General features: G+C 58.9%; 18 protein-coding genes and 1 CRISPR repeat array. Of the genes, 2 read left to right on the forward strand and 16 right to left on the reverse strand.

Annotated features, from left to right (window positions below; all coding sequences use genetic code 11):
- Positions 1-51: 51 nt before the first annotated feature.
- The 7 genes from MTP38_RS12070 to MTP38_RS12100 all read right to left on the reverse strand — a co-directional run bounded on the left by MTP38_RS12070 (position 52) and on the right by MTP38_RS12100 (position 8,507).
- Positions 52-1,971, reverse strand: coding sequence for a glycoside hydrolase family 2 protein (locus MTP38_RS12070; RefSeq protein WP_249233691.1), 1,920 nt, complete (start codon positions 1,969-1,971; stop codon positions 52-54).
- 413 nt (positions 1,972-2,384) lie between these two features.
- Positions 2,385-3,686 carry a GHKL domain-containing protein gene (locus MTP38_RS12075; RefSeq protein WP_249233692.1) on the reverse strand — a complete coding sequence of 434 codons (1,302 nt, stop codon included), beginning with the start codon at positions 3,684-3,686 and terminating at the stop codon, positions 2,385-2,387.
- Positions 3,683-4,393, reverse strand: a complete 711-nt coding sequence (locus tag MTP38_RS12080) for a LytR/AlgR family response regulator transcription factor (RefSeq protein ID WP_227620152.1) — start codon at positions 4,391-4,393, stop codon at positions 3,683-3,685. The genes MTP38_RS12075 and MTP38_RS12080 overlap by 4 nt, the downstream gene beginning before the upstream one ends.
- Before the next feature lie 253 nt (positions 4,394-4,646).
- Positions 4,647-5,939, reverse strand: coding sequence for a TRAP transporter large permease (locus tag MTP38_RS12085; protein WP_249233693.1), 1,293 nt, complete (start codon positions 5,937-5,939; stop codon positions 4,647-4,649).
- Positions 5,936-6,445, reverse strand: coding sequence for a TRAP transporter small permease (locus MTP38_RS12090; RefSeq protein ID WP_227620150.1), 510 nt, complete (start codon positions 6,443-6,445; stop codon positions 5,936-5,938). The genes MTP38_RS12085 and MTP38_RS12090 overlap by 4 nt, the downstream gene beginning before the upstream one ends.
- Before the next feature lie 44 nt (positions 6,446-6,489).
- Complete coding sequence (locus MTP38_RS12095; RefSeq protein WP_227620149.1) at positions 6,490-7,545, reverse strand: substrate-binding domain-containing protein; 1,056 nt, start codon at positions 7,543-7,545, stop codon at positions 6,490-6,492.
- A 197-nt stretch (positions 7,546-7,742) separates the two neighbouring features.
- Entirely contained in the window at positions 7,743-8,507 is a 765-nt protein-coding gene (locus tag MTP38_RS12100) for a GntR family transcriptional regulator (protein WP_249233694.1), read from the reverse strand.
- 378 nt (positions 8,508-8,885) lie between these two features.
- Here MTP38_RS12100 and MTP38_RS12105 point away from each other — a divergent pair, with 378 nt between their 5' ends.
- Complete coding sequence (locus tag MTP38_RS12105) at positions 8,886-9,524, forward strand: class II aldolase/adducin family protein (protein WP_249233695.1); 639 nt, start codon at positions 8,886-8,888, stop codon at positions 9,522-9,524.
- Positions 9,525-9,549: 25 nt separating this feature from the next.
- Positions 9,550-11,061, forward strand: coding sequence for a xylulokinase (locus MTP38_RS12110; protein WP_249233696.1), 1,512 nt, complete (start codon positions 9,550-9,552; stop codon positions 11,059-11,061).
- Positions 11,062-11,204: 143 nt separating this feature from the next.
- On the opposite strand, the gene MTP38_RS12115 is transcribed toward MTP38_RS12110, so the two are convergent.
- From MTP38_RS12115 to cas3, 9 genes are all read right to left on the reverse strand, one after another.
- Positions 11,205-12,782, reverse strand: coding sequence for a C69 family dipeptidase (locus tag MTP38_RS12115; protein WP_249233697.1), 1,578 nt, complete (start codon positions 12,780-12,782; stop codon positions 11,205-11,207).
- A gap of 224 nt (positions 12,783-13,006) precedes the next feature.
- Positions 13,007-13,767: direct repeats of the CRISPR family, unit length 28 nt; unit sequence GGATCACCCCCGCGTATGCGGGGAAAAG.
- A gap of 35 nt (positions 13,768-13,802) precedes the next feature.
- Positions 13,803-14,663 carry a type I-E CRISPR-associated endoribonuclease Cas2e gene (gene cas2e, locus MTP38_RS12120; RefSeq protein WP_249233698.1) on the reverse strand — a complete coding sequence of 287 codons (861 nt, stop codon included), beginning with the start codon at positions 14,661-14,663 and terminating at the stop codon, positions 13,803-13,805.
- An 8-nt stretch (positions 14,664-14,671) separates the two neighbouring features.
- Positions 14,672-15,625, reverse strand: coding sequence for a type I-E CRISPR-associated endonuclease Cas1e (gene cas1e / locus MTP38_RS12125; RefSeq protein WP_249233699.1), 954 nt, complete (start codon positions 15,623-15,625; stop codon positions 14,672-14,674).
- 1 nt (position 15,626) lies between these two features.
- Positions 15,627-16,259 (reverse strand): type I-E CRISPR-associated protein Cas6/Cse3/CasE, encoded by a 633-nt coding sequence (gene cas6e, locus MTP38_RS12130; protein ID WP_249233700.1) that lies wholly within the window; start codon positions 16,257-16,259, stop codon positions 15,627-15,629.
- A gap of 16 nt (positions 16,260-16,275) precedes the next feature.
- Entirely contained in the window at positions 16,276-16,938 is a 663-nt protein-coding gene (gene cas5e / locus MTP38_RS12135; protein ID WP_249233701.1) for a type I-E CRISPR-associated protein Cas5/CasD, read from the reverse strand.
- Positions 16,938-17,999 carry a type I-E CRISPR-associated protein Cas7/Cse4/CasC gene (cas7e, locus tag MTP38_RS12140; RefSeq protein WP_249233702.1) on the reverse strand — a complete coding sequence of 354 codons (1,062 nt, stop codon included), beginning with the start codon at positions 17,997-17,999 and terminating at the stop codon, positions 16,938-16,940. The genes cas5e and cas7e overlap by 1 nt, the downstream gene beginning before the upstream one ends.
- A gap of 2 nt (positions 18,000-18,001) precedes the next feature.
- Entirely contained in the window at positions 18,002-18,622 is a 621-nt protein-coding gene (casB, locus tag MTP38_RS12145) for a type I-E CRISPR-associated protein Cse2/CasB (protein ID WP_249233703.1), read from the reverse strand.
- 12 nt (positions 18,623-18,634) lie between these two features.
- Positions 18,635-20,272 (reverse strand): type I-E CRISPR-associated protein Cse1/CasA, encoded by a 1,638-nt coding sequence (gene casA / locus MTP38_RS12150; protein ID WP_249233704.1) that lies wholly within the window; start codon positions 20,270-20,272, stop codon positions 18,635-18,637.
- The gene (gene cas3 / locus MTP38_RS12155; protein ID WP_249233705.1) at positions 20,253-22,964 is read right to left on the reverse strand and encodes a CRISPR-associated helicase Cas3'; all 2,712 of its coding nucleotides are present in this window, start codon (positions 22,962-22,964) and stop codon (positions 20,253-20,255) included. The genes casA and cas3 overlap by 20 nt, the downstream gene beginning before the upstream one ends.
- Positions 22,965-23,315: the final 351 nt, after the last annotated feature.

A 23,315-nucleotide genomic window follows, 5' to 3' on the forward strand; every position in this document is an offset into this window, starting at 1 on the left:
TTATTTTCTATACAACAACCGCCAACCGGCGGAATGTTTCACGGAACATTATCAGACCCAGTTCGCGCTCTTGGATTTGGTCTTGACCAGCTTGTAGCTGGGGTTCGGGGTGTCCACATGGCGGAAGGACGCGGTATCGATGGAGTCCCCGGCCACGGCCTTGACCTCGATGTTGCCGGTGAGCGGCACACGGAACCGGAAGACGTGCTCGCCCGTCTGCTCCGAGAGCTTCTTCCCGTTGCAGTAGAGGGCGACGGACTTCTGGTTGGAGTAGACCTTGACCTCGATCTCGCTCTCGGTGCGGTCGGTGAACCGCTTGGAGCAGATGTGGACGAAATTCTCTTCGCTCCACCATGCTTTATAAAGGTAGAAGCTGTCCTTCTTGGTCTTCCGGTCGAAGGTGACGAGGCCCTTGTGGTTCATGCCCGGCTCACCGCCCTGATCGCGGGCGTCGGCTGCAAAGTCGAACATATTCCAGACGTGGGTGGCCCACATCCACTTATGCCGGTCGAAGCAGCGGAGCATATATTCGTGGTAGACAGCCTGATACTCCTCGGTGTGATCGCCGCGGCGGGGCTTCGCGCTGTGGAGGTTCGGCATACCCTCGGCACCGTACTCGGAGAAGCCCAGCGGACGGTCGGGGTAGACCAGATGGAAGAAGTCCATCCACAGGTCGTTCAGGAACAGGCCCGGCACATACCAGCCGAGGTAGAGGTTCCAGCTGACGAGGTCGGTGATGTGGGCCACCGGGTTGAAGGGGCCGCACATGGCATAGCAGGCCAGCGTGGTCAGGCGGGTGGAGTCCATCTTGTGGCACAGGTCGTTCAGCTCCCGGTGATTGTCGAGCATATCGGCCTTGTCCTTGGTGGAGATGGTGATTTCATTGGAGACGCCCCAGCAGACGATGCAGGGGTGGTTGTAGTTCTGGCAGATCAGCTCTTTCATCTGGCTGATGGTGTTGGCACGGCCATTGGGCAGATGCTCGGAAATATAGGGGATCTCCGCCCAGACCACCATGCCGTACTGGTCACAGAGGTCGTAGAAGTACTGGTCGTGCTGGTAATGGGCCAGACGGACGGTGTTCGCACCCAGCTCCCGGATGAGGGCCATATCCTCGTCGTGCATCGCGCGGGTGATGGCATTGCCTACGCCCTTGCGGTCCTGATGGCGGGAGACGCCGTGGAGCGGGTAGGGACGGCCATTGAGGAAGAAGCCGTTCTTGGCGTCCACCGAGAAGGTGCGCAGGCCTACGCGGTTGGACACTTCATCCACCACCCTGCCGTCCCGGCTCAGGCGGACGACGCAGGTGTAGAGGTAGGGGTCCTTCACGCCGTCCCAGAGGTGGGGCGTCTCGAGGTGGAGCTTGGCGTCTGCACCCTCGGCGGTGGCGACAATGTTTCCGGCCGCATCCAGCAGCTCAACGGAGAGGACGCCCTCGCCCTCGACCAAGGTCTCGACCCGGATGTCGGCCTTGCCGTCCTTGAGGGCCGGGGTGATCTTCACGCCGGTGTCGCCGAAGTGTCCCAGCGCGATGTGGTCTTTCGGGACCACCATCAGGCTGACGTCGCGGTAGATGCCGCCGTAGAAGGTAAAGTCGGCCTTCTGGGGGTAGATGCGGTCGTTGATGCTGTTGTCCACCTCGACGGTAAGACGGTTATCCTTTTCCAGCAGCTCAGAGATGTGGACACGGAAGGTGGAGTAGCCGCCATCGTGGGCGCAGATGGTCCTGCCGTTCAGCAGGACCTTGGCGCTGGAGTTGACGCCCTCGAACTGGAGCCAGACCTGCTGCGAAGCCGCGTCGAACGCCGGGGCGGCGAAGGCAGTGCTGTAGGTGCAGGTGCCGCGCCAGTAGTCGTTGCCGCCGTCCTGACCGTCCTTCGCGTTCCATGTGTGGGGCAGCACGACGGCTGCCGTGGAGCCGTCCGGCCCGGTGAACTGCCAGTTCTGCATAAGCTTGGCAATGCTTCGCATTCGTTTTCCTCCCGTGTGTATCGTGGTGTTTTCTCTGTTGTGCGGTCGTTTTTTGATTTCGCTATTATTTTATCAAAGACTTTTTCTTTCGCAAGAGCGTTGCGATAATCGGTCGGATGGCGGGGATATTCGGTTTTGCGCCGCCAAATCAAAACTAATATATTTGTGCATCTCTCACAAATAGATGGATACAACAAAGAAAGAGACCGCCCCACATTTATTTTGTGAGACGGTCTTAAACCTCTTCGCTACGCCTGCGGCGTGGGGCAGGCTCTCCCTCATACAACCTCTCAGTCTGCTTCGCAGACAGCTCCCCTTGTAGGGGAGCCTCTGGCGAAGAGACGAAGCTTTGCGGAATGCCAAGGCCTCTCCTCGATAGGAGAGGTGGCAGCGCGTCAGCGCTGACGGAGAGGTTACTTCCCCTGCGGAAAAATGATCTTCACCGCAAAGAAACCGTTCTGGCTCTCGGTGGTCAGAGTACCTTTATATTTCTGGACGATGCGGTTCGTCACTTTGACGGCGTAGTGGGTGGCGCGGGTGTCGGCGGCCTCCGGCGGACGGTCGGGGCTGATGATGTTCACCACCACGAAGCTCTGACGGGTGCAGACCAGCAGGTCGATGCAGCGGCGCTCCGGCTCGGGCACCTGCACGGCGCTCTCGATGGCGTGGTCGAGCATATTGGCAAAGAGGGCGTAGAGGTCGCTGGCCTCAAAAAAGCCCAGACAGCTGCCGTCCGTCACCGCATTGAGCTGGATGCGGCGGGATTCGCAGAGCAGCGATTTTTCGGTGAGCACCACGTCCAGCACCTCGTTGCCGGTGTTGCGGCTGGCGTCGTAAAGCTGTGCCGCCTTCTCGGCCTCGTCGATGTGGGCCTTCAGCTCCGGGTCGGGCGGGTCGGACGCCGCGCCCGACATCTGGCGGAGGGCGGCGATCTGAAGCTTCAGCTCATGGCAGCGCTTGTTGATGATCTGGACGTTCTGCCGCGCCACCTGATACTGCTCCCGCTGGCGCTCATATAAAAGGTTGAGGGTGTCCATCTCCTTCTGCATGGCCGACTTCTTGAACACCTCGGTCTGGAAGTAGAGCAGGGTCAGGAAGTAGAACTGTCCGATGAGCACCGTGCCCGCAAGGCTGGCGGGCATCTCGAACATCTCTCTGCTGCTCAGCAGCGCAGCTTGGAACATGAAGAGGATGCCGATGAAAAAAGCGCTGGTCAGCTGGCGCGGGCCGATGTGGTACTCTCCTTTATAAGACATCTTCCGGGAGAGGGCGTTACAGATGACAAAATAAAAGATCGCACCTGTGGTGAGCTGGGCCAGCCGGACCGGAAGCCCATCGATATCGAGGGGGGTGCCGCGGCGCTCAAAGAACACCTCCGCCAGCCGCCAGCCCTCATAGGCCGTCTGGGAGGTGAGCAGGCTCCACACCGCGCAGTAGAGTGCCCCCTTCCGGTCGATCTCGACGCAGGCGTAGATCATCATGCCCAGCAGGACGAAGAAGGACACATAGAGCGCCAGCAGCGAGAATTGAAGCTCGTGGAGGTTGGTACTCTGGGCCGAAGGATCCAGCACATAGGTCAGGCCCATCAGCGGCAGCAGCATCCCCAGTGCACGGAGGCGGAAGCCGGGCCGGTGTTTGAGCGGCAGACAGAAGGCCAGCGCCGCACCCCAGCGCAGCAGCGCCCGGAAGATGACATGGTGGAAAACGATGCTCACAGCACACCTCCAATGTAGGACGCCACCGCCGTGAGGAAGGCTGCGCGCTGGCGGCGGCTGATCTCCAAGCGGTCGGTGTTGACGTGGACGAAGTCGTTCTCCACGGCCTTGACGTATTGCAGGTTGACCAGATAGCACTGGTTGCAGCGGGAGAAATGGTACTGTGCCAGCTGCTTTTCGGCGCTGGCGAGGCTGGCCCGGACCGAAAACTCCCCTTTTGCAGTGTGATACCAGAGCAGCCGGTCACGGGTCTCCAGATAATAGATGTCGTTGGTGGAGAGCACCTGCATTCCGCCGCCTGCCAGCTGCAGAACGACCTGCCCGCCCCGGCGGCGCTCCACCCGCTGGACGGCCCGGGAGAGCTTGGTGCAGAACTGGTAGTAGTTCACCGGCTTGAGCACATAGTCCAGCGCATCCACCTCATAGCCCTTGATTGCGTACTGCGCCATGTTGGTCACGAACACCAGCACGGCGTCCCCGTCCACGGCCCGTATCTTTTCCGCCGCGCCGAAGCCGTCCAGCCCCGGCATCTCCACGTCCATAAAGATGATGTCCCAGCCCGGCTCGTAATGGGCCGCGATGACCGCCCCGTCCTCGATGGGCACGGCCTCCACCTGCAGGCTGTTTTCGGCGGCGTACTTCCGGATGAACCGGCACAGCTCGTCCCGCACCTCCTGCTGATCTTCGACAACCGCGATCTTCAGCATCCCGCAGCCTCCTTTTCCCCGTTCTGACTCATTTTTATCGCAATTTTCAAAAATAGTGCCTATCAAAACGGCATATTTGCGATATGCAGTTTGCGGATGCTGCTTGTGCATTCAAAACGCAAACTGCTATTCACTGCTTTTTATTGAAACATACTTTCGGGCGAAATGCAACGGAGAAGACGCAAAAAGCCCCCGGCTTCTGAAAACAGAGACCGGGGGCTTGTCATGCAATGGTAGCGCAGCTGCGTTTTTATTAGCCGCCCAGAACAGCGGGCAGGAATTCCGCCAATCCGGGAATAGTGAAGGTCAGAATCGCCATGAGTGCCACCGTGCCGATGACGTACAGCGTATCGGGAAAGGCCTCGTCCACCTTCATGCCCAGCACACGGCAGGAGGTAAACAGGTTGACCGACAGCGGCGGGGTCAGGCTGCCGACCATCAGGGTCATCAGCAGGGCGATGCCGAAGTGGAGCGGAGTCAGGCCGACCGATACCGCGATGGGCAACAGGATGGGGGTGGTCAGGATGATGATGCAGACCGTCTCCATGAACATACCAAGGATCATCAGCAGCAGGAAGATGAAGGCGAGGATAAGGAACTTGGAGTCGGTGATGCTCATCAGCCAGCTTGCAAACATCTGGGGCACCTTCTGAGTGGACATGAGCCAGCCGAAGGGAGAAGCGACGGAGATGATGAGCATGATGACGCCGGTGGAAACGACAGCGTCAGCAGACACCTTGAAGAAGTCCTTCAGGGTCAGCTCGCGGTAGACGAACACGGCGAGGAACAGCGCGTAGACCACAGCCACGACAGCGGCCTCGGTAGCGGTGCACAGACCGGAAAAGACGCCGCCCAGAATGGCCACGGGCATCAGCAGGGGCAGCAGAGCATCCAGAATGATCTTCATGCGCTCATTGACGGTGTACTCGTGAGGGTCCTTGTTCTCCTTCTTCTGCCGACGGACAGCGAAGAAGCTATTCAGGGCGATGAGGGCGATGATGGTCAACAGGCCGGGGGCCACGCCGCCGAGGAACATATCGCCCACGGAGACGCTGGCCGACTGGGCGTAGACCACCATGACGATGCTTGGCGGGATGATGCAGGCCATCGTGCCGCCGGCTGCGATAAGGCCGGCCGTCAGGCCTTTGGGATACCCCTCCTCCAGCATGGAGGGGCCGATGATCTTGCCGATGGCGGCAGCAGAGGCGACACCGGAACCGGAAACGGCACCGAAGAAGCCGCAGGCAGCCATAGCCGTTGCACCCAGACCACCGGGGAATTTACGAAGCAGCATATTCGCCAGCTTTATCAATCGCGGTGTACTGCCGTAGACCATCAAGGCACCGGCAAAGATGAACATGGGCATCGCCAGCATATTAAAGCTCTTTGCGCCGCTGACCATGCGCTGCAGCAGAATGTCCATCGAGGGGCCGCCGTTGACGTAGAGCAGAGTCATGCAGCTGATGCCGATGGAGAATGCGACCGGCACGCCGATGAGGAGGCAGACCGCCAGCGCAACAAACATCAGGATCAATCCAGTATTCATCGATTCAATTCCTCCTCTTCCTTAGAGGTATCCCTGCCCATCAGCTTCATCAGGTGCAGGATGGCCCAAACCACATAGAAGACGATCATCAGCACGCAGCCCAGCAGGATGGCCAGATAATTGATACCCTGAGGCAGACGGAGGGCGGGGGTCTGCATGGACCAGCTGGTCAGCATCTGCTTATAGGCAATGGTGGACACGATGACAAGGAACACGATGCAGATGACGTCGTCGAGCAGTTCGAAAGCGTTATACACCGGGGTCGGGAGCTTGCGGATAAAGAAATCGATGCGGGTATTGCCGTTGTTGATGGTAGCCATTGCCGCGCCCAGATAGGTGATGAAAACCATCGCCATGCTGGCCACTTCCTCCACCCAAGTAAATGAGTGGTCAAAGAAGTTGCGGTTGATGACCTGCATGAACACGATGACCACCAGCAGGCAGATGGAGACGCAGCTGATGAGCCGCAGCAGGAATTTGATGGTATCGAGAAGCTTCTTTGCCAAAGTCTATTCCTTCCTTTCTCTCGGAGGCCGACAGGCTCTTATCTTTACTTATTAAAAGAGGTGGCCAAGTCGATCCAGCTCTGGCCGTCGGCGTACTGAGAGGCGTAATCGGCCCACACGCCGTCCATCTTGGCCTGGAAGGCAGCCTTATCGACCTCGTTGACCTCCATGCCTGCTTCCTTCAGCAGGTCGAGGTACTTGTTTTCATCGTTCTCTTCCAGATCGATCTCACGGGCGTTCTTGGCCTCTTCCATCAAGATTTCCTGATACTCGGTGGGCAGGCTGTTGAACCAGTCCATATTGCAGACGAAAGGAGCGGCGTCATACATGTGGCCGGTGAGGGACAGGTATTTCTGCACGTCCTGAAGAGAAGAAGAGTAGATGTTGGACAGCGGGTTCTCCTGACCATCGATGGTGCCGTTCTGCAGGCCGGTGTAAACATCAGAGAAGGCCATGATGACGATGGAAGCGTCCAGTGCGTCGTACATGGCGACCTTCATGCTGTTCTCGTTGGTGCGGAACTTGATTCCCTTCAGATCCTCGGGCTTTTCCAGCGGGCGGGTGTTGTTGGTCATGTGACGGTAGCCGCTCTCCCAGATGGACAGGACCTTGAATCCCATGGGCTCAATGAGCTTCTCGGCGAACTGAGCGCCGAAATCGCCGCCCCATGCATTACGAGCATTGTCCAGACTGGTAAACAGGAAGGGCAACAGGGCCACGTTGACCTCTGCGTTGATGCCCTCGAAGTTTGCAGCACCCATCTGCATGCAGGCCTCTGTGGAACCGCCACGCACCTGCTCAATCAGGTCGCTCTCACCGCCCAACGCGCTATCAGTGTAGATCTCGACCTGAATGCCGCCGTTAGTGCGCTCCTCAACAGCCTTTTCAAAGCTCTGCAGCGCGACGATGGAGGGGTGAGATGCACTCATGACCGAGCCGATATTCATCGTATAAGTAGTGCCGGGAGCTGCCGCTGCGGCAGTCGATGCTGCGCCGGAGACAGCAGCGCTGGTGGAAGAAGAACCGCCGCAGGCTGCCAGAGCGCCTGCCATTGTTGCAGAGCCAAGAACCTTCAGGAAATTTCTGCGAGAGATTTTCATAATCGATGTCCTCCTAAATTTTCTTATTCCTTTTTGAACCTGCGGAGTCTTTCTCAACAGGTTGGGTTCAGTGTATTTGCTGCGCGCAGGCTATATCTCGCTCTAAAATTTTAAATTTTTAGGTAAATATTAGAGCGAAAAGGCCCTTTTCTATTCAGGTCTCCTGCATTTGATCCAAAAATAAAAATCAATCTGTATCAAACTTCGTATTTTGCTTTCAGCGCCTTGATACGGGCAGCCTTGGCACGGCATTCGTCATCGGTGGCGTAGTCGTCGGTGGCGCGGGCGATGTGGCGGGTGACTGCATTGATGAAGCGGGCAGAGTCTGCAGCTGCGATAGCATCCACGATGGCCTGATGCTCCATGAGGTTGCACTCCAGTGTACTCAGCTTGAGCGGAGTATGGTTGACACCGAGATAGGCCAGAAATGTGATGCGGTTGGTCCCAAGGTCTTGGTGCATTTTGACCACACGGGCGTTGCCGCAGTAAAGCATATAGCAGCGATGAAACCGCACCTCATTTGCGACCCAATCGGCGTTGAAGTGTTCGCCGCGCTCCGCCACCAAACGGCGGGTCGTTGCCATCACTTCCTTCAGCTCCTTCACCAGCTCAGGGTGTCCTTTTGACATCTCAATAATCGCATCTGCGTAAAAAACCTCGCACATCATGCGAGCTTCCAGCGCATCCAGCAGTTCGGCGTTCGTGTAGGTACGCACCACCATGCTACGGCGGGGCAGCGCCTCCACATAGCCCTCGGAGATGAGACGGTTCAATGCATCCTTCACTGGCGTATGGCTCACACCAAATTCCTCGGACAGTTCCCGGACGATAAGCTTCTTTCCGGCCTCATACTTGCCGGTATAAATATTCTGCCGGATCTTGTCTGCCACCACATCTACTAAAGAGGTATTGACCAGCAGGCTGAGATCCGTAACGCACTCGATGTTCTGTACTGTGTTCATGAAACTTCCTCAAATTTACCTAAAGATTTTTCTGGCCTTATCATATCACACCTTCGCGCAGTGGCACAAGATGTCTTTTTCACAAGAAAATCGAAAATTTCTTGTGGATATTGCCAACCAGACGGCCTCCTTCGCGTCGTTTTGTGCAAATCGCTTCGAGAAAGGCCACCATTTTGAGCGTTTTGCCGCTTGCGTTTTGTCCTGCAACTTGCTACAATCAATTCAGAATTTACCTAAAAATTTTTGCTTCCATTTCACGTTTCATTGCCGGGCCTCCCGTCCGGCCCTATCCTGTGCCTTTTCTGTCCTGTACTCGCGCGCGGCGCGTCTTTTATGGTATAGTATAGAAGGGCACCGAAAAAGAAAGAGGCTACTTTTATGAACCATACCGGCTCTATACAGCTTTTTCTCGATACCTGCCACCTCATCCACGCCAAGGGGCTGGTCAGCGGCTCCGGCGGCAACATCAGCCTGCGCTGCGACGACGGCATCCTCATCACCCCCTCCGGCCGGAGCTTGGAATCCTTAAAGGAAGAAGACCTCGTCCTGCTGCAGATGGACGGAAGCTACACCTGCCCCAACGGTGGCATCCCGTCGAAAGAGTGGCGGATGCATCTGGCCTGCTACCGCGCCCGCCCGGACGTCTCGGCCCTCGTCCATGTCCACAGCAGCAATGCTGTGGCCGTTTCCTGTATGAAGAATGCAGACTCCTCCTGCGCTATCCCGGTGTATACCCCCGGCTACAGCATGCGCGTGGGCGAGCTGCCCATCCTTCCTTATATGACGCCCGGTTCGGTAGAACTGTGCGACCACGTCTTCCCTCTCATCGCAGAGCGCAACTCGGTGCTTCTGGCAAATCACGGTCCTTTGGCCGTGGGCCGCAGCATGGAGGAGGCGCTGAACATCATCGAGGAGATTGAGGACGAGGCGAAGCTTTTCCTGCTTCTGGGTGACCGTGGCATCGCTATGACGAAAGCACAGCAGGATGCTCTGCCCTCCCACGGACTGCGCTTTTGATTGGTAAAGGAGGAGAGTCACGGATATGACTCAAAACGAAACATTGCTGCTGGGCATCGACATCGGCACTACCGGCACGAAATGTGCGATCTATGACCTGAAGGGTGAGCTTGTCGCCCACGCCTATCAGGAGTACTCCATGATACACCCGCAGCCGTCCTGGGCCGAGCAGGATCCCCATCGCTGGTGGAACGCCGTCCAGACGAATCTACGCGACTGCTTTGAGCAGCAAGGCATCGACAGCAGCCGCATCGCCTCCATCGGCCTGAGCTGCACCAATGCCATGACGCTGGTGGACGAGGCAGGCGAGCCGGTGTACAACGCCATCGGCCACCACGACAAGCGCGCCGACCCGCAGGTGGCGTGGCTGCGTGAGCATGTCGGCGAGGAGCTCGTCCTCCGCGTCACGGCGGACAAGCTGGACAAGGGCTCGTTCTGCCTGCCCTCTCTGCGTTGGCTCATCGACAACCGCCCCGAGCTGGTGGCTCGGGCGTATAAAATGCTGATGCCCAGCGGCTACATCATCCAGAAGCTCACCGGAAAGTTCTCCATGAACCGCCCCCGGATGAGCCTCACCTCGCTGTCCGACATCCGCACCGGCGAGTGGAGCCGCGAGATCGCCAAAAAGGCGGAGATTCCCTTCTCGCTGCTGCCTACCCCCTACGACCCCTGCGACATCGTGGGCGGCGTCACCGAGGAGGCTGCCCACATCACCGGATTAAAAGCCGGTACACCGGTGTCTGCCGGTTGTCTGGACAGCGTAGTGGCCACATTGGGCGCAGGCGCTGTGCAGGAGGGCGATGTCGCCCTCACCATCGGCAGCAGCGGCCGCATTTGCTACATCGGCAGCGAGCCCATCTACGATAAGCGTCTGCTGAACTGCCGCAGCCCCTATCAGGGCCTGTACACCATTTTGCAGACCACCGACAACGCCGGCATCTCCCTGCGCTGGTTCCGTGATGTCTTCGGCGACGCCGTCCAGCAGAAGGCCGAGGCTGCGGGCCTGTCCGTCTACGATTACATGAACACGCTGGCTGAGAAGGTTCCCGCAGGCTGCAACGGTCTGGTCTATCTTCCCTATCTGGCCGGTGAAAAGTCCCCCATCTGGGACTCCGACGCCCGGGGCGTCTTCTTCGGCATGAGCCTTTCCACCGATTACGGTGCTTTCGTCCGCGCCATCATGGAGGGCGTCGCACTCTCTATGCGGGACTGCATGGAAATTATGCCTGCTGCCAAGAAGTCTATTTCCCCCATTCCTCTGGGCGGCGGCGCAGCCAACAGCCGCGTCTGGTGTCAAATTTTCGCCGACGTGCTGAACCGTCCTATCGTCCGCCTCAAGAGCGGTGAGACGGAAACTCTGGGCGATTTTATCATCGCCGCCGAGAGCGTCGGCCTCTCCGACGTCACCCGCGACTTCGGTAAGAAGCTGGCCGCTGAGAGCGAAGTCCTCTATCCCGATTCTGCGGCAGCATCGGTCTATGATAAGACCTATCAGAAGTATAAGGCTGTTTATCAGAACACGAAAACGCTATTCTAAGTTACCTTCTTCATTTTTCATTCTCCCTTTTCTCCTTGCCCCGGCTTTCTGCGCAGATGCAGGGTAGCCGGGGTATTTCTTTGTACAAAAAGGACTCCCCGGGGGAGCTGTTCCGCTTCCCGGGGAGTCGATTCTGATTCAGTTTAAGAGTTTTTATTCAGCAGAGACCCGAACCATGCGCGGACCTCCTGCTTCTTCTGAAGCTTATTGTACATTTTGACGGTCTTTTCGTAGACCTTCTCGCTCATCTTGTTGCTTGCAGTGGTGGCGGCAGCCTGCTTTGCTTCCTTCGTATCGGCAGCAGCGACAGCAGCCTTCATCTCTGCAAACTCCTCCATGATGTCCTTCTGGAGGGCGGCATAGTCTGCCTTGGCCGCAGCCTTGTCCTTCTCGGAGACATCGCCGTAGGTCAGCAGGTTCGACAGGGCATCCCGTGCGCCGTAGAAGGACTTGGTCCAGTCCTCCGGGTAGGTGTAGTATCTGCCCTTCTGGTCCTTGTACCAAACACCCTCGGTGGGCTGCTCGTCCGAGCGGACGACCTTCGCGGGAGAGTACTTGTAGACATCTGCCGTGTCGGTGGTCAGCAGCGGATAGTACGGGACGAAGGCGTTGTACACGTCGTCGTCAAAGGCCGTCCACTCGACGATGGCCGTATCCAGCTCGCCGGTGGAGCTGACCTGAAACAGGTGGGTCTCGACGTTGTTGGTCTTGCCGATGGGTTCGACCCTAAAGAAGTTGAGCGCGTCTTCGACGCCGAATTTCTTGGTCAGCTTGATGTTGGAGTAGAGCGGGACGATGCTGCCGTCCCCGCCGATGTTGCTCATCGCGTAGTCTGCTTCGGTGTAGTTGTCCTCGGTGTAGGTATCGACGCCGTTCAGATAGTTCAGACCGGCCGGCATCCGGGCGTTGTCCTCATTATTATAGGAAGCGTTCCAGTCGATGACGTTCGCCGCTGCATCGCCCACGAAGGTACCGGCTTTCTGTGCGACGGAGATGGCATCTGCCGATGCGATGACGTTATCCGTGTCGTCGAGGTCGATCTTGCCGATGGCCGAGACGTTCGGCTGCATAAACACGACGCTGTCTGGAAGCTTGAGGGCGACGTAGGTGTGGCCCGTCAGGTTCTCGACGAACCACGTCTCGTTCTGGTCGCCGATGAATACGCCGGAACCACCGGCTGCACCGGCGTTTTCATAGATGGATGTCAGCAGGGCGACGCCTTCGCGGGCCGTGCCTGCCTCGCTGAGCAGGACCGTGGTGATCTCGGCCTCCTCGATGCCGTCGTCCACATAGGGGTCAACTGCAAGGGCAGCGTCCTTGCCGTACAGCGACTCGGTGGCAGAGACCATGACGCCCTTCTCGTTGGTGCCAGCCTCCTCATACGGCGTGTGGTCGTGGGTGCCGTCGCAGTCCGGGCAGACGCCCGAGGTATTGTCGTCACGGCGCGCTGTGTAGCTGTAGCTGTCGTGGGTGAAGGTGTAGGTGAAGCCGTAGCAGCCATCGTAGACCTCGCCTGCCTTGTGATTCCCGGCTGCGCTGACATAGAACAGCTTGTTGTTGTCGTTGGTTCCCAGATCCTCGATGCGGCCGAACATCGTCGTGCCGTCCTCCGTGAGGTCACTGCCGACGTAGAGCGCCGTGCAGGCAAAAGCCGAAGGCACTACGGCCAGCGTCATGGCAGCCGCCATGACCGCCGCAGCGATTTTCTTAAAAGACATCATGTTCCAATCCCTCTCTCATTTATTGTCGGCGTATGACGTCGATAGAGGGATAATACACCTTTTGCGCGGAAAATGCAAGTACATATTCGCATTTTCTTAGCTTTTATTCATATTTAACAGAATATATGCATAATTTCGGTTATAAATTAGCTCTGGCCCGCTGGGCCTGCCGGTACTCGGATGCACGACCGCCCCGCAAGACCGACGGCGTTCTGCTGGAACCAGAAATACCCCCGCATATGCGGGGAAAAGTAATCTTTTGCCACATACCCGTTGCCGGTCATGGGATCACCCCCGCATATGCGAGGAAAAGCTGAAGTTCGGCACGAACGTGACCAAGAACCCGGGATCACCCCCGCATATGCGGGGAAAAGCCGCCGTTACGTTGTACCCGTTCAATTCAATCAGGATCACCCCCGCATATGCGGGGAAAAGCTTATACTTGCGCACCACATCCGCAACCATGAGGGATCACCCCCGCGTATGCGGGGAAAAGCTGTGCATAGATTTCCTGATTGAGCACTGCCTGGGATCACCCCCGCGTATGCGGGGAAAAGTCTATCCCGGCATCTTCAATGGACACGTCCCACGGATCACCCCCGCGTATGCGGGGAAAAGATACCACAAAGCCGGGGGGCTGTCAACCCCTCGGGATCACCCCCGCGTATGCGGGGAAAAGTCTGAACGCCGTACTTTGCATTTTCAGCAAACAGGATCACCCCCGCGTATGCGGGGAAAAGATGCAACGGCAATGAGATCTGGGTCGTAATTGAGGATCACCCCCGCGTATGCGGGGAAAAGTGTGGTAGTGCGGCCTTGCTGTGTTGTCGCCGTAGGATCACCCCCGCGTATGCGGGGAAAAGAGAAAAATATTAAAGAGTGGGGGCATGAAGAAGGGATCACCCCCGCGTATGCGGGGAAAAGGCTACCGCGCTGGCCTTTTCGATGGCCGTCTTGGGATCACCCCCGCGTATGCGGGGAAAAGACTAAAAAGATCCCGTAGCACCGTGCCTCCTGCTGCTATTGTACTGCCGTTTCCTTCAGTTTGCAATAGACCTGCTGGATCAGGCGGCAATCCGGCAGAGCGCGATGCTCCACCTTTTCTGCCAGCTGAAAATGCTGCGCCAGCGTTGCCAGCTTATAGTTTGCGACCCTTGAAAGCTTTCTGCGGGCGAGCTGTGCAAGGTCCGTCTGATGGTTGGTCAATATCGGGAAACCATACTGCTTGCAGGCCATGCGGAGGAACTCCAGATCAAAGGCAATGTTGTGCCCCACCAGCGGGTCTTTGCCAAGGAAGGTCAAAAAGCGCTGCAATGCTTCCCGAGGCTCTGTTCCCTGCTGCAGCTCCGCAGCGCTGAGGCCGGTCAGCGCCGTGATCTCTGCCGGGACTTTTTCCACCCCGCAGACCAGCATCGTCAGCTCCTCCACCGGCACGCCATCCCGTACCCGCAGCGCTCCATACTCAATGATGGCGTCCGACGCGGCTTTCAGTCCGGTGGTCTCCAGATCGATCACGGTGTAATCCGCTCTGCCCCGCTGCGTTCTGCCCGCTTTCCGCGCCGCCTGCCACTGCGCTGCCTTGCTGAACCCGGGCTTCAGATCCAGCTGGTTCTGCTCCATCTGCGGCAGCGGCCGCCGCATCAGTTTGATGCCGTCAAAATCCACCATCTCCCATGTGGTATTGTGGGTGCGGAAGTCCATCCTCTGTTCTCCCGCCGTTGTGAACACCATTGTCGCCTGCCCGTTTTTCAGGTTCTGGCACACCCGCTCCCACAGCGCATCCCGCACCCGGCTGCTCACGTTGCCCACATAGACGCCGGTGTTGATCTCGCACAGCCACTTGGACAGATCCCCGCGCAGCTTCGGCGGGCAGTTCGTCATCGTGAGAACTACGATGTCTCCTCACCTTCCTCTTCCTCAAAATAGTTGATGCCGTTGGCCACGGTGCCTATCTTGTTGTCCCACAGGTAAACGGTCTCCTGCTTTGCTTCCGGCTCGTCTGCATTCAGGAGCAGATACCGAATATCGCGCACCATCCGCTCCAGAATATGGTGCTCCACCATGGCATCCCGCACCCGGCGGCGCACCACGGATGACAGGTCCTCCGGGGCCTGCGCCGCCACCTCAAAGGCGATCGGGATCGTCACTTCGGCCTTGTACAGGTCTGCAATGTCGTACACAAAAGAGCACTCGTGCCCCACATGGACAAAGCCGAGGCCCGGTGCACACCCCAGCGCCACGATCACCGCGTGCGCCAGACCGTACAGGCAGGCGTGCCCGGCGGAAAGCGCCTGATTGACTGCATCTCCCGCCGAAAAATCCTCCGGACGGTACAGCCTGCCGTTCCACGGAACGCCCGTATCCTTGGACGCTTTGCGGTACACCTGCCGCACACGGCTGCCTTCGCGGCCCCGCAGCTGCTGCATGGTCAGCCGAGAGATGTCCTCCTCCGGAAAGCGGAGCTGATACATTTTCCGCACCACCTCCAGATGCTTGCGGGTGTGAGTGACCAGCTCTGCCTGCCGCAGCAGCAGCTGCGAGTGGGTCGTCAGCGGGCGGCCATGGGCGTAATACCGCACGCCGTGCTCTCCCACCCAGACAGCTCCCACTCCGGTGTCGCCCATAAGCTCCATGGCGCGGTGGGTCACTCGCGTACCCGGCCCCAGCAGCAGCACCGAGATGCCCGCCGCCGGGATGGAGACCACCCCTTTTTCGTCCGTGACCGTGATCGCGCCGTCCTGTCGGCCAAGAGTGCAGTGCTCCAGATACAGAAAAGTCATCCGGTCTTTTACCTGCGGCAGTGCCTGCAGGTCGGGCCGGATCATGCCCGGCATCTCGTCCATCTCAGTTTCCTCCGCGCATGACGGTCATCAGTCCAAGGCCATAGGCCTTGCCGCGCCCCATCCCCTGACACAGCATCGCCCGGAACTGCTCTGCATCCGTCACCTGCAAAACACCCTCGTAGGTCACGGCCAGCAGGGTCACTGGCCGGGTGCCGCGCTTGGCAAAGCGCTGCCACTGCACTCGGGTCACGGTAAATTCCTCCTCCCGCAGGGCAAAGCCGTGCTTTGCCGCCCGATCCAGCAGCCACTGCTTCTGATACTTCGTCGAGCAGTGGGCCATCACGCTCCCCCGCTCTGCGGGTGCCTTGGGGTCTTTGCGGCTTTTGGTGGGGTTTGCGGTCAGCCGGAACTGCCAGCAGCTTCCCGGCACCACCCGCTCCAAAAGCGGGTCATAACTGCGGGTCTCGGCCGCCGCCCCGGTGCCAAACTGCTCCACCACGCCGGACAGGTCCGGCGCGTCCTCGCTGAGGAGAAGCAGATACAGCCGCTCTCCCAGACGGTCCAGCCGCCACAGTCTGCGGCGGCGCTCCCCTGCAAAGGCGCTTTCCACTGCGCCATGCAGCTTCTGCGGTGCGGCCAGTGCTTCCATGGTGCTGCGGCGGGTGAGATCGAGTTCTACCCGTGATAAATACATCCTCTCTCCCCCTTTTTTACAATTCCCGGAACGGGTCATGCCCGGTGCTCTCCGGGCCATCCGACATGGTCAGCCAAAGCTCCTGCGCCGAGCGGTAGCCGTACTGCCGGTGATGTGGGTCAAAAGAGACCGGCACATCCCTCTGCACTGCCGCGCCCGGCTCCTGCGGGTCGGCGTCCAGCACCATCCGGCAGAGCTTCCCCGGGCACAGGGGCGGTTCAGTTTGCAGCACCTCCTGCAAACTGCCCTGCCGCAGCCCCAGACAGAGGGGCAGGGCAGGCGGGCAGGATCGGCGGCCCAGATACAGCGGAAAAGCCGGGTGCTGCAGCGCATCCTGCAGCTGCAGCAAAAGGGCAGTGTCCTCGCTTTCCAGCCCGGCCAGAAACACGGCGTCCTGCAAATAATGGCGATAGGTCACATACGAGTTCTTTTCATCCTGCGTCTTTGCGGTGTGGTAATCCACCAGCAGCTGCCCTTCCCGTTCCACACGGACGCCGAACCGCAGCCCGGTCAGCCGGGCCAGCCCTTCGCTCTCGTCCCGCCGCAGCCCCAGAGCCGCCGCCAGCAGGCCGATGACGCCGCTCTTGGTGGGTTCCCGGTTGGTCTTACGGGTCTCAAATTTGGAGTCCGCGCCCCACGCCTGCAAAGGCGCTGCCAGCCGAAGCAACAGCGTTGCCATTACTCCACCTCATTTCCGGACAGCGCATCCCGGACAGCCTTTTCCAGCGCGTCCAGCATGGCTTTTGCCGTCTGTGCCGGAGCCAGTGCTTCCAGCCCGCCGCCCACAGTAAAGCTCTGGGCCGGAGCCTCGGCAAAGCTGGCATACACCTGCTGCGCATACTGGGCCAGCGCAGCCTTGGAAGCCTCGGCATAGCCTCCCTGCTCGCCGCGGGACACCGCACGCTCGAATGCGCCGCACAGGTTCACCGGCTGATCTTCCCGGATGGTCACATACACCGCATCCGGCAGGGTGCGGTTTGCAAAGGTGTTCTGTTTGCCGGTGGGCATGGAGAACAGAAACGCCTCGCCGAAAGCCCGTACCGTTTCTGCGGCCTGCTCTGCGCCTAGCTGCCCGGCCAGCTCCAACACGTTCACTGTGGCATAGCGGTACAGGGTGGAGGAGTTGTACTCCACTGTGCCCAGATGGCCTGCACCGGCGTTGTCCTCTGCCGGACAATCATCCACTGCGGTAAAGTAATCGTACTCGTTCTTCACCGCATGGGTGGAGATGCTGTGCGCCACCTGCGCTGCGGCGTCATAGTTCAGGGAGGGATCATCTGCCACCATGCGGCCAAACAACGCCATATCCATCGAGGGAGCCGCTCTCAAAGCCTTTTGGTATTCTTTTTTGTCGGTGCTGCCTGCCACAGCCAGCGCTGCCAGCGCTTTTGCCTGCGCAGTGCTCATGAAGAACAAGGCCTTGGTGCCCTTGTCGTCGCTCTTGATCCCCGTATTTTCCAGTGCTTTCTTTGCCAGCTTGTCTGCATCCAGTTCCGAGTCCAGCGCAAGGATCTGCTCCTTCACCAGCTCTGCCGCCTTTTTGGTGCGCTTGCCCACATCCAGCGGGGTATTTTCCGCAAAGTCTTTGCGCATGGCGTGCTTCCACGCCTGCGAGGAGACTCTGGCCCGGAGCACGCCGCCGTACATGGCCGTTTTGGGGCTGCCGGTGTCGTCCCGGTTGATGCAGCTGGGCGGGACGGTCTGCAAAACGTGAAAATCAACATACAGGCGCTTTTTCATGATCAATTCTCCTTTTCTTCCTCTTCCGACGATGCATTCTTCGTTTCGCAGTACAGGTCTTGGCCCCACCGCAGACGGACGTTGGCGGGGATCTGTGTGTACTGCGGGTCGGTGCACTGCAATTCATACAGGTCCACCGCAAGCTGCGGATAGTCCAGCGGGATCGCGCCACCCTTTGCCGCGCTCAACAGCTGGACCATCCCCCTCAGATGGTGGCTGATCTCGGTGATCTCTTCTGCGGTGGCCAGTGCGTTGAACCGCCGGAGCACGCTGGCCTCGGTCCAGTCCTGTCCGGCAGAAGTATTCCGCTCTGCCAGCTGCCGCACAGCCCACCCCAGCGTGCTGTGCTGGCGGTTCATGGGCTGGTCATTCCCCTGCTGATGTACGGCGTACAGGGTCAGGGCAAGGTAGATCGCCCACTCTGCGTGGGAGGGGCCGTTGTTACCCTGAAAGCCTTCCGGCATTCCCAGCAGGAAACTCCCCCACAGCTCCGGCAGCTCGCCGGGCCGGTGTCCGACGCCCCGCCGCAGCTTTGCCAGCTCGGCCCGCCGCTGGTTGTCCGGCAGGTTCTGAAGCCTGCGCAGCCGCTGCTCTGTATACGTTCTGACGTCCTGTGTTTTCATACGATTCCCCCTTTATGGTTCTGTTTTGGGATAGATCTCCCAAAGACTTGCGCGGAAACGATTATAGGCCTTTGGCGATGTATACAGGATGGTGCGCTCGGTCTTTTTGTCCCCAACCGCAATGCGGTGTCCCTTCAGGGCGGCATTTCCGGCCTCCATCACCATCTGTTTTCCCAGCTTTTCCGCGATGCTGCGCGCCTGTGCCTGCCAGCGCAGCACTGCCTCGTCCGGGTCGTCCTGCTCCGGGTCGATCTCCTGCAGCCACTGCCGGAAGGGCTGGTCCACTGCAAAGTAGAACTGTGCACGGGCATCTTCTGTCACTTTCTGCGTTTCTTTGAAGCCTTTCACCTGATTGTAGTCCAGTCCTCCGGCAAGCTTCAGCTCCTTGCACAGGACTCCAATGCTCTCTGCGGCCTTCTCGCAGCGCTCTACTTCCTGATTTATCCGCACCGTCCATGGCCTGCTCAGTTCGTCCAGTAGCCCCGCCTGAAAGGTCAGGCTGTCGCTGAAAGAATCGTTTACAAAAAAGTCCTTATCCCCATACTGAACCCCAGAGATTCGAAAATGGATCTTCCTGCGAGGATTCAGAAACCTCAGTCTCTTATCCTGCAATGCTTCGATCCAACATACAAGGCCCGGGCGATGCCCGCTGTCCTGACAAAAGACCGCCGGGAACTCCCGCCAGAACTGCTTGGATGGGTCGTGGCGGTGGGGCACGAACACCACCGGCTCATTTTTCTTTATCGGTTTCGTGCGCCAGATGGTCATCTGCTCGGCAAAGGCGTTTTCTCTGGGAAAGAAATCGCCTCCCAGCAAATAGAACCCATCCACGTTCTCCCCCGTCCTGTGCAACAGCAGCCTTCGGGATTGCAGGGTGAGCAGCTCTGCCGGATTGTCCGGGCAGCAAATTCCAGTTCGCTCCGCACTTTTTGGCACTTCCAATTCCCAACAGGGCTTGTTTTCTCCCCAGCATTCCCGTCCATCACGCAACAGTGTAAGGTTCAGCATCAGCGTTTCATACAGGCTGTTGCCCTGTGCCTGAATAAAGCCGATCTTGCCCAGCCATCCGGCACCGACGGACGGCAAGCCTTTTCCTTTGGGCTTCGCAGAGGTATCGTCATAACCGTTCACGCACAGCAGCCACCGCGCCGCCTGCGGATAACTCAGCTGCTCCTTGCTCTGCCCTGCATACAGCGGAAAGAGCCGAAGTTTATTGCTACTTTCCGACATTTCGCCGTTGAGCTTGGCCGCCCCATACTCCGTGCCGATTCTTGCTTCCGGCACCTGCCAGAAGGGGTGCGTCGGGTGGAAGAGCCAGAAGCGGTCCTTCCACTGTTCCAGATAGTCCCGGATAGGTTCTGCCGGGAAATGCCCCAGCTGCCACAGCTCGCTCCATCGCCGCAACGCCTGACCTCTTTTTTCCAAAGGTTCTGGCTCGCCTTTTACATTCACGCGGGAGAACACAGTAAACAGCACCGCCAGCAGCAGCCGCAGCACGGCGGCATCCTGTGTCGGCATCTCACCCGCAAGATCCACATAGTCCTGCGCCGACACCAGCGCCTCGGTCAGGGACACCTCCTGCACCGTATTGTCCTTCAGCCGTACCCGTATCCATGGTTCGGTCAACAGGTCAAATTCGATCTCCTTCATCCTTCTCCTCCTTCCGATATTCCAGACCATTCTCGCGGTCATAGCAAAGCTCCATGTCCGCAAGATGGGCGGTCAGGTCTTCATCCAGCAGCAGGACCAGCTCTCCGTGCAGCAGCGGTGACAGCTGCCACACTGCAAGCCATCTGCGGTCGTCTGCGTCCAGCTCCCGGATGACCTCGTCCACCTTCCACGCTTTGCCGAACACCGCCGGGAGCCGCAGCTTCTGCCGGGCGATCTTCAGCGCCGTCTCCGGCGGGGGCGGGCTGTCGGCGGCTACGGCGCTGCCGCCCTCCTGCCATGGCAGAAAATGGATGCTTCCGTCCGTCCGTCGCTGCATCACCAACACCTCCACCGAGGGGTCGCCGTCCCGCACCGCCGCCCGGGCAGCTGCATCAGAAGTTGCGCCCACGTTCTGCATCCAGTCATCCAACGTATTGAGTTCCTGAAAATCTTCATCGACCTCAGGCTGCTGCACAAGATACGCCCCGGCGCGGCCTTTCTTTTCCTTCTGCGTCTGCTCGTACTCACTTCGCAGCTTCTCCCCCTGCTCCGTTTCGGGGGCTTCCTGTTCCCAGCCGTAGACCTGCTGCACCAGCGGGGCAATGTCCTCCGGCAGCCGGATGCTCCGGGGCAGATACTTCCGGGTGCGCCAGAGCAGCCACTGACCATACACCGCCTCGCTGCCCGCATCAAAAGCCTCTTCTCCGGTGTCCAGCACCGCACAGCAGGCCTGCTGTAAGGGCTTTGGGCGGCTGCGGCAATGGCGGTGCAGCCGTCCGATGCGCTGCAACAGAAGATCCATAGGGCAAAGCTCGGTGACAAGAACGTCCAGATCAAGGTCCAGAGACTGCTCCATCACCTGCGTGCCCACCACGATCAGATCGTTCCGGCTCTCCGGCACAGAATCCTTGCCGATGCGTTCCATCAGCTGCTCTTCCCGCGCGGCACGGTCCGGCATCAGGAACTGTGCATGGAACAGCTGCACCTCTTTGTCGGGCAAGCCCTCCCGCAGCAGTTGCGCGATCTTCTGCGCTTTTTTAACTGTGTTGACGATCACCCCCGCACAGCCGCCCTCCGCCAGCTTCCGGCGCAGCAGCCCGGGCAGCTCTGCCTCTGTGAGCGGGGTCAGCTGCACCGTTTGTCCGGGTGTGTCCAGCGGGATGACGGTCTGCTTTACCTCTGCGCCGTCCGTCCATGTCAGCAGCGGATAGCCGCAGCTAAATCTCCACGGGGCATCCGGGTCAGGCCTGTGCTTTTGCTGATACGCTTCGATCAGCTCTGCACGCCGCCGGGCGGGCAGGGTGGCCGACAGCAGAATTACCGGCACCTTGTACCAGCCCAGCCATTCCAGTGCGCGATCCAGATAGCAGTTCATGTAAGCATCGTAGGCATGGCACTCGTCGATGATCACCACCTTGCCCGCAAGCCCCAGATGCCGCAGCATCACGTGCTTTTGGGTCAGTGCTGCCATCAGCAGCTGGTCCACTGTGCCGACGACAAAGCTGGCCAGCAATGCCTGCTTGCTGCCCCGGAACCACTGATGCACCTGTACCTGATGCTCTTCCGGCGCATCCTCTTCCAGCTGCACCCTGCCCCCTTGCAGCCGAAGATAGTTCTCATTCAGCTCTGCCATGCCATGGGCCAGCTGGATGGCCTGCGGCACCTCCTCCGACTGGGTATCTGCCCAGTGGAGCAGCCGACGAAAGATGCCGTTTGCCGTAGCCTGCGTGGGCAGTCCGAAAAAGATGCCGCCCAGACTGAACCGGCTGGCCATGATCTCCGCAGCGGCCAGAGCCGCCTCTGTTTTGCCCACGCCCATCTGCGCTTCCAGAATCAGGATGCCCGGTTCTGCCGCAGCACTCACCGCATCCAGAACCACTCGCTGCACGGCGTTGGGCGCAAAGCCGAACCGCACCTCAAACTCCTGCGGTTTTGCAATGCCCTGCTGCGCCTCCCATGGGAAGGGAAGCGCCAGCTTTTTCCACGCCCTGTCCACCCGCGCCGGATAATCCCCCCTGCTGCCCAGCTCTTCCACTGGGATCAGCGGGAAATACTCCGTGTTACTGGCGATCCAGTCTGCCATGATCAAAAGTCCCGTCAGCAAAATCTCTTCGGGCTGGTTGAGCACCGGCAGCGCATCTACCCCGGAATAGCCGCTGTCCTGCAGTGCCGCCTGAAGCAATTCGTTCCAAAAGCCCTCCCATAAGCACTTTTGCTCTTTCGGGTAATAGTTGCTCTCCCAGCCGTCCAGCTGCTTATCGACTGCCTCGCCATTCTGCGGCCTACCATGATGGGCACCCGCGACCGAAGCGATTCCGACAGGGCACCCCAATTCTCTCAAGATTGCTTCACTCGCCCGGGCATGAGGCGACTGTTTGCGGTTCTGCACCGGGCAGCTCAGCGGTGTCAGGCGTTCCAGCCGTTGTTTCGCTTCGGGGAAACACTGCATGATCATGCTCTGGAAGGTTAAAATCGCTTTGCCCAAATCGTGCCCCCAGCCCAAAAAGCGAGCCAAACACACCAATTCTTCCTCTTCCAACCCGGATGCCTTTTTTACGCTGTCGGGCAGCCATTTCCGCACCAGAAGCTCCATGATCTCTGCCGTATCTCGCAGGTGCATCCAGAGCGGCAGCCATAGGCTGGTGTTTTCCGGGTCTGTTTTTCCTGCCAGAAACTTTGTTTTATTCAGCATCCATCGCATTCTCTGCTCCTTTTCCGATCGTCCGTGTTTTCGGTACGGCAAGCATACCAGATAAGGCGTCCCATAATCTGTACTTTCATTGTTTTTGTCCCGCAGATGCAAAAAATAAGCTCATCGGGTCAGGCCCCAGCCAAGCAGAAGCACCTTTGCAGGGCAAAAAAGCGGCAGCTTCACGATCCTCTGTCCCGCTTACTGCACCAAAAATACGCCTCTGCCCTTCTGCTGTCAATGGCCCGGCACAAATTCGTCAAAGCCCCAAAATCGTGCCTTCTTTTTTGTGCAAAAACGCCCCGGCTTCCTGTTGCGGAAACCGGGGCGTTTATAATATTTTATTGAGCCTTA

It is taken from the genome of Faecalibacterium sp. I3-3-89, from assembly GCF_023347275.1.
In the GTDB taxonomy this organism is placed as follows: Bacteria; Bacillota; Clostridia; order Oscillospirales; family Ruminococcaceae; genus Faecalibacterium; species Faecalibacterium butyricigenerans.

Bases quoted from the DNA above. Each gene is read 5' to 3' on its own strand.
- MTP38_RS12070 (WP_249233691.1), bottom strand. From the start codon at position 1,971: ATGCGAAGCATTGCCAAGCTTATGCAGAACTGGCAGTTCACCGGGCCG.
- MTP38_RS12080 (WP_227620152.1), bottom strand. From the start codon at position 4,393: ATGCTGAAGATCGCGGTTGTCGAAGATCAGCAGGAGGTGCGGGACGAG.
- MTP38_RS12085 (WP_249233693.1), bottom strand. From the start codon at position 5,939: ATGAATACTGGATTGATCCTGATGTTTGTTGCGCTGGCGGTCTGCCTC.
- MTP38_RS12095 (WP_227620149.1), bottom strand. From the start codon at position 7,545: ATGAAAATCTCTCGCAGAAATTTCCTGAAGGTTCTTGGCTCTGCAACA.
- MTP38_RS12100 (WP_249233694.1), bottom strand. From the start codon at position 8,507: ATGAACACAGTACAGAACATCGAGTGCGTTACGGATCTCAGCCTGCTG.
- MTP38_RS12105 (WP_249233695.1), top strand. From the start codon at position 8,886: ATGAACCATACCGGCTCTATACAGCTTTTTCTCGATACCTGCCACCTC.
- MTP38_RS12110 (WP_249233696.1), top strand. From the start codon at position 9,550: ATGACTCAAAACGAAACATTGCTGCTGGGCATCGACATCGGCACTACC.
- MTP38_RS12115 (WP_249233697.1), bottom strand. From the start codon at position 12,782: ATGATGTCTTTTAAGAAAATCGCTGCGGCGGTCATGGCGGCTGCCATG.
- cas2e (WP_249233698.1), bottom strand. From the start codon at position 14,663: ATGACGAACTGCCCGCCGAAGCTGCGCGGGGATCTGTCCAAGTGGCTG.
- cas1e (WP_249233699.1), bottom strand. From the start codon at position 15,625: ATGGACGAGATGCCGGGCATGATCCGGCCCGACCTGCAGGCACTGCCG.
- cas6e (WP_249233700.1), bottom strand. From the start codon at position 16,259: ATGTATTTATCACGGGTAGAACTCGATCTCACCCGCCGCAGCACCATG.
- cas5e (WP_249233701.1), bottom strand. From the start codon at position 16,938: ATGGCAACGCTGTTGCTTCGGCTGGCAGCGCCTTTGCAGGCGTGGGGC.
- cas7e (WP_249233702.1), bottom strand. From the start codon at position 17,999: ATGAAAAAGCGCCTGTATGTTGATTTTCACGTTTTGCAGACCGTCCCG.
- casB (WP_249233703.1), bottom strand. From the start codon at position 18,622: ATGAAAACACAGGACGTCAGAACGTATACAGAGCAGCGGCTGCGCAGG.
- casA (WP_249233704.1), bottom strand. From the start codon at position 20,272: ATGAAGGAGATCGAATTTGACCTGTTGACCGAACCATGGATACGGGTA.
- cas3 (WP_249233705.1), bottom strand. From the start codon at position 22,964: ATGCTGAATAAAACAAAGTTTCTGGCAGGAAAAACAGACCCGGAAAAC.